General features: G+C 69.4%; 2 protein-coding genes. Both read right to left on the reverse strand.

The window, feature by feature from the left end; all coding sequences use genetic code 11:
• Positions 1 to 76: 76 nt before the first annotated feature.
• On the reverse strand, positions 77 to 865 hold the full coding sequence (gene istB, locus ACN675_RS28705) for an IS21-like element helper ATPase IstB (RefSeq protein ID WP_420754046.1): 789 nt from the start codon (positions 863 to 865) through the stop codon (positions 77 to 79).
• Positions 862 to 2,361 (reverse strand): IS21 family transposase, encoded by a 1,500-nt coding sequence (gene istA / locus ACN675_RS28710; protein WP_420754047.1) that lies wholly within the window; start codon positions 2,359 to 2,361, stop codon positions 862 to 864. The genes istB and istA overlap by 4 nt, the downstream gene beginning before the upstream one ends.
• Between the last annotated feature and the right edge of the window lie 168 nt (positions 2,362 to 2,529).

Genomic DNA, 2,529 nt, shown 5'->3' on the forward strand with positions numbered 1-2,529 from the left:
TGTCAACGGCCATCGTGATGTCCCCGCTCTTGGCCAGGTGAAAGTCCCCGCCTCGTGGGTGTTTCGGGGGTTGGGGTCAGGGGCGTTCACCTCGTTCGTGTCGGGCTTGGCGCATCCGGTAGGACTCGCCGTCGGTGAGTACGACGGTGGCGTGGTGCAAGAGCCGGTCGAGGATGCCGGCGGCGGTGGTGTGCTCGGGCAGGAACCGGCCCCACTGTTCGAACGGCCAGTGCGAGGCGACCGCCAGCGAACGGCGTTCGTAGGCGCCGGCGACGAGCCGGAACAGCAATTGGGTGCCGGTGTCGTCGAGCGGCGCGAACCCGACCTCGTCGACGATGATCAGATCCGCCCGCAGCAGCGTGTCGATGGTCTTGCCGACGGTGTTGTCGGCCAGGCCGCGGTAGAGGGTTTCGACGAGGTCGGCGGCGGTGAAATAGCGGACCCTGTGCCCGGCGTGCACCGCCGCGATGCCCAACCCGATCAGGGTGTGGGATTTTCCGGTCCCCGGTGGGCCCACCAGCGCCAGATTGGCATGGGCACGAACCCATTCCAAACCGATCAGATAGTCGAATGTGGTTTGTGGGATGGAGGATTCGGCGACGATGAAGCTGTCGAGGGTCTTGGCGACGGGGAACGCCGCCGCTTTGAGTCGGGCGGCGATGTTGGAGGCGTCGCGGGCGGCCAACTCCGCTTCGATCAGGGTGCGCAGCACCTCCTCCGGGGTCCAACGTTGGGTTTTGGCGGTTTGCAGGACCTCGGCGGCGGTGCGCCGGACGGTGGCGAGTTTGAGCCGGCGCAGACCGGCGTCGAGGTCGGCCGGCAGTGCCGCGGCCGCCGGCGGAACGGCGGTGCTCGAACTGCTCATCGCGCGGTCTCCTCTCGGGTGACGGCGTAGGCGTCGAGGGAGCGGGTCGGCGCGGTCGGCAGGTCCAGCACCAGCGCATCACCGCCGGGGCGGGGTTGGGGAACCCCGGCGCCGGCATCGAGGATCGAGCGGACGTCGTCGGCGCGGAACCGCCGGAACGCCACCGCCCGGGTCAACGCGGCGAGCAGGGCGTCGGTGCCGTGCGCGGCCTGCAGGTCCAGCAGCACCGCGAGTTCGGCGGGCAGGCGGGTGTTGGCGGCCGCGGCGGCGCCGACGAGGAACTGTTCGGCGACCGGACCGAGTGCGCAGAATCGTTTCTCGACTTCGGTTTTCGGTCGCGGACCGCGACTGGGAGCCTGTCGTGGGGTCGGGTAGTGCTCGTCGAGGATCGACGCGGTACCCGGGGCGGTGAGCGCGTGCTCGGCGGCGACCTGACCGGTGGCCGGGTCGGCGATCAGCAGTCGCCCCTCGCCGGCGGCGACGGTGACGGTGGCCCCGATCAGTCGGGTCGGCACCGAATAACGAGCTGAGCCGAAGCGGATGCAGGAGAGCCTGTCGACCTTGCGGGTCACCGGCGGCGGCCCGATCTGCAGTCGCAAAGACGGCAGCGGTCCGAGCACGGCCTGTTCCTCGCGCAGACGCTGGGCGGGGACCGCGTCGATCTCGGTGTGCACCCGGGTGTTGACCTCGATGCACCAGGCCTGGGCGGCTGCGTTCGCGGTGGCCAGGTCCACCGGCCGGCCGGACAGGTCGGCGTCGGTGAGCAGCGGAACGACCAGGTCGCGTTGGGCGTAGCCGACGAGGTGTTCGACGATGCCCTTCGATTCGGGGTCGGCGGCGTGGCAGAAGTCGGGGCGGAACCCGTAGTGGGTGGCCATCCGCACATAATCCGGGGTCGGGACCACCACGTTCGCCACGACTCCGCCCTTGAGGCAGGCCATCCGGTCGGCCAGGACCTTGGCGGGCACCCCGCCGATCGCGGCGAGGGCCTCGGCGATCAGCGTCAAGGTGGTGCCGGCGCGTTCGTCGGTGGCGAACGCGACGAAGCGCCACCGCGAATACGCCAGCACCGCGCAGAACAGGTGCAGGCCGGCGCCCAGGGTGGCCCAGTCGATGACCAGGTATTCGCCCGGTGTCCACACGGCGGGCCGGCGACCGCGGTGATTGTTCTTGCGCCACTTGGTTTTCTCGTCGGCGACGAGGCGGCGGAAGTTGCGGTCCGAACCGGTGTATCCGGCGGCCGCGGCGATCGGGAGCAGACGCTTGGCGGAGATTCTGCCCCGGGAGGAGGCGACGCGTTCTGCGACGATCTCGGTGACGGTGTCGTAGTTGCGGGGGCGGGGTTGTCGTGAGGGTGGGGTGTCGCCGGCCTCGAATCGTTCGATGACCCGGCGGACGGTTTTGTGGGTGGTGCCGCACATCTCGGCGGCGCCGCGGTAGGTGCCGACCTCGCGGTAGGCGGAAATGATGTCCATGCGGTCCTTCGCAGACTTCAATGGAACTCCCTGGGCGGTGACAGGTGACTGGGTGGCACCTTCACCTTCACCGCTCAGGCCTGGCGTTCCGGTGGGAATCACGACGAACACGAGGCGGGGACTTTCACCTGGCCACCGGTGGGGACCGTTACTCGGCCACCAGTGGGGACTTTCTCATGGCCATGGACA

The sequence above is a fragment of the Rhodococcus sp. O3 genome, from assembly GCF_048897285.1.
Classification (GTDB): Bacteria; Actinomycetota; Actinomycetes; order Mycobacteriales; family Mycobacteriaceae; genus Rhodococcus.

What these genes read in the sequence shown, in the direction of transcription:
- istB (WP_420754046.1), bottom strand. Translation starts at nt 865, where the DNA reads ATGAGCAGTTCGAGCACCGCCGTTCCGCCGGCGGCCGCGGCACTGCCG.